Below are 2,778 nucleotides of genomic sequence, written 5' to 3' on the forward strand. Positions count from 1 at the left end.
GTTTCTGGCAATCAACTACAAGGGCATGGCTATCCCGATTTTATGGACACTCCTGCCCAAAATACAGAAACTGGATCAAAAAAGGCAGGCTTAAATACGTCAGAAACAAGGGAAGCCTTCGTCTGACTCTACTGTCTCCGGTGCAATTCCAGAGCGTGGTTCATCAGCTCGAAGGTTTCGGTATGATAGCCACCGCTACATCCCTTGTCAATTGTAAAACTGAAGGGGTGGTCACTGAAAACAACTCCGACACAGGAAAAAAACCGCTACTCACTGAACGACGACACCGACAAACACAACTACCTGATTGAATCCAGCGACGGGTTTAGCTTGCAACGTCAGGGTAATGTATGGTCAGACGGCCAGCGCACCTATGACGCCGACAAGGACAGCTGGCCCCGTGATGACTATGGCGATACCCTGACCGGAATGCTGAAGCCAAAACGAGTCAACCGGTAACGATTACGCTGCGCTCTGACCGCCGTCGACGTGGCCACCCGATATGGCGTAGGTGCTGCACCCCATACGGCAGTGCGAATTCGTGATTTGCCTATGCCCGGTTCCTTCGTCAGTGATGGCGTCGATGCCACCCGCTACATTACGGAAATGTACGAGATGCAATCGAGCTGAACGATCTGGCCGCTACCATCATCCGTTACCGGGACAGTGGTCAGGAAGATCAGGCCAGAAAGCTGGAGAAAACCAACCGCAACAAACTGGCGTCCGCAAAGACCTGAATCGCTATGCCCGCAAAATCAGCACACTCAGGAAAGACATGCGCAAGATCATGGACAACCGCTTTATGAGTGCTAAGGTGAAACGGCAGAAGATCGACCGGCTGAACCGGGAAATCAGCAAGCTGTCTGCTGACGCGGTTGGGAAGTATGGGAAATAGTTCTAATATATACCTGCTATACTAACCAAAATACTCAATAAGTAGGTATTGATATGAGCAAAAGTAAAACCACAGTGACCATAGATGACGAGCTGTTAGAGCAGGCTCGTGAGTTGAACATTAATATTTCTTCTGCCGCCGAACAAGGCGTTAAGGCTGAAGTCAGGAGTTTGGAGGAAGAACGTTTGAAGAAACTTTACAAGGAAGCCGCTGAAGAACTGGACCAGTTTGTAGAAAAACATGGCTTATTCAGCGACGGCATGAGGTTGTTTTAATGGCTCAGTTTGATGTTTTCAGAAATACAGGTGACAGTGCAGAGCACTATCCATACATCGTTGTTCTTCAATCAGACTTGATTCCGTCTAAAAAAAGTCAAGTCGTGGCACCGTTGAGTCATTCCAGCCAATTCGAAAAAATGCTGAAAGTGTGTCCATTGGTCGAACTTGAAAGTGAACAATGGATGTTGATTATCCCACATCTTACCAGTATTCCTTCGTCTTATCTTGTTGAGAAAGTAGCCAATATAGAATCAGACCGAGGTGATATATTGATGGCTCTGGACCGCCTGTTCACAGGCATCGGCTAACACTCACAGCAGAAACTGGGGATAGAAATAATCTATTCCCATAAGCACCATGTATAAGGCTGACGTGATCAGTAGCAAGCCGCAGAGTGTTTTAATTTCAATAGTCTTGTTCTTCCACCAGTCCCATACTTGTAGCCAATTCTCCGAATTCTACACGGCCCACCTTCAGCCATTGAAATGCCACCGTGAAGGACTTTGGACCGTTAATGTATCAGGTTAGGTAACTGGCGCATTGTGTTTGAATTTAAAAACGGAGATACCTACATCGTGAACTACGAGGATTACCACTGATGGCTACACAACAATTTGATCCACCTCACCCAGGAGCATTGATCAACCGCACCTACATTGAGCCATTCACCTCAATGACCGCAAACAGAATTGCCGACCAGCTGGGCGTGGCCAGAAGTACTTTCAATCGTTTGCTGAATGAAAAAGCAGGCGTTTCACCGGAAATGGCCATTCGACCGTCGGAAGTACTGGGTGGTTCTGCTGAAAGCTGGATGACACTTCAGGAGAGTTGTGGAAAGCCAGGCAAGTGGTCGATACAGCAAACCTGGAACGCATTGATCTTAATCAGGTGGCGTAGCGACCGGTTCTTCGTGTTACCCAGTTATAGTGCTAGAAACCGGTCGTATAATGCCTGTGCATCTACGCTCACGGTAGAGTCATAGAAAGTATCTGAATTGTCTTCATAAAAGGCTATGGTTTTAGACATATAGAGGCATAACTACTAAAAAATCGATAGGTTTGATGATGACACTAAGGGAAGAGGTTGGACAATAGAAAGTCCAAAGAATAACGATATTATTCCTAACACTTGGGATAGTTAAAATGTAAAGCCACCAGAAACCATCAGCGACAACTTTCCTGACACAGTGGGCGATTGATCAATCAGCAATCCATCTACAGAGGAATTTCCCCAATCAGCTGACCGGGTCTTGTCAGAAAATGAGGGAACCGCTGATGGAGGGCATTAACAAGCTCAGTCAGCCTGCAAAGAATCTATGGTCCGATTTAGGCAAAAGCTGGGACAAGCTCACTGAAAAGCTCTGGCCGACACCCGCTGAAGTACATGCTCAGACTGCCACTGCCAAGCCCATTGCCGGAGAACTGTCGCAGGAAGCTCAGAAGACTATGCTCGGAAATATGCAGCAACAATCGATGCGAAAGATGGCAGAAGTCGTCCATAAAAATCTGGGCGAGGATGCCACCAATCTGCTGTTCCGAACAGTTGGTGATAACCTGGCTTCTCAGGGCGGTCAGCTGAGCCAACAAACCCTGATTATGAACCCGG

General features: G+C 47.3%; 6 protein-coding genes. All 6 read left to right on the plus strand.

The features are described from left to right. Window positions 1-204 precede the first annotated feature (204 nt). The gene (locus KDK16_RS04355) at window positions 205-459 is read left to right on the plus strand and encodes a hypothetical protein (protein WP_257274842.1); all 255 of its coding nucleotides are present in this window, start codon (window positions 205-207) and stop codon (window positions 457-459) included. 124 nt (window positions 460-583) lie between these two features. Then, on the plus strand, window positions 584-895 hold the full coding sequence (locus KDK16_RS04360; protein WP_257274844.1) for a hypothetical protein: 312 nt from the start codon (window positions 584-586) through the stop codon (window positions 893-895). Window positions 896-948: 53 nt separating this feature from the next. Further along, on the plus strand, window positions 949-1,170 hold the full coding sequence (locus tag KDK16_RS04365) for a type II toxin-antitoxin system CcdA family antitoxin (RefSeq protein WP_257274846.1): 222 nt from the start codon (window positions 949-951) through the stop codon (window positions 1,168-1,170). After that, window positions 1,170-1,481, plus strand: a complete 312-nt coding sequence (locus KDK16_RS04370; protein ID WP_257274848.1) for a CcdB family protein — start codon at window positions 1,170-1,172, stop codon at window positions 1,479-1,481. The genes KDK16_RS04365 and KDK16_RS04370 overlap by 1 nt, the downstream gene beginning before the upstream one ends. A 290-nt stretch (window positions 1,482-1,771) precedes the next feature. Continuing rightward, complete coding sequence (locus KDK16_RS04380; RefSeq protein WP_257274850.1) at window positions 1,772-2,155, plus strand: HigA family addiction module antitoxin; 384 nt, start codon at window positions 1,772-1,774, stop codon at window positions 2,153-2,155. Between the two features lie 277 nt (window positions 2,156-2,432). Continuing rightward, the coding region (locus KDK16_RS04385) for a hypothetical protein (protein ID WP_257274853.1) at window positions 2,433-2,778 on the plus strand (346 nt) is incomplete at its 3' end.

Source organism: Endozoicomonas sp. SESOKO4, assembly GCF_024606275.1.

Excerpts from the sequence above, each read along its gene's own strand:
- KDK16_RS04360 (WP_257274844.1), top strand. The coding sequence starts at position 584 with ATGCCACCCGCTACATTACGGAAATGTACGAGATGCAATCGAGCTGAA.
- KDK16_RS04365 (WP_257274846.1), top strand. The coding sequence starts at position 949 with ATGAGCAAAAGTAAAACCACAGTGACCATAGATGACGAGCTGTTAGAG.
- KDK16_RS04370 (WP_257274848.1), top strand. The coding sequence starts at position 1,170 with ATGGCTCAGTTTGATGTTTTCAGAAATACAGGTGACAGTGCAGAGCAC.
- KDK16_RS04380 (WP_257274850.1), top strand. The coding sequence starts at position 1,772 with ATGGCTACACAACAATTTGATCCACCTCACCCAGGAGCATTGATCAAC.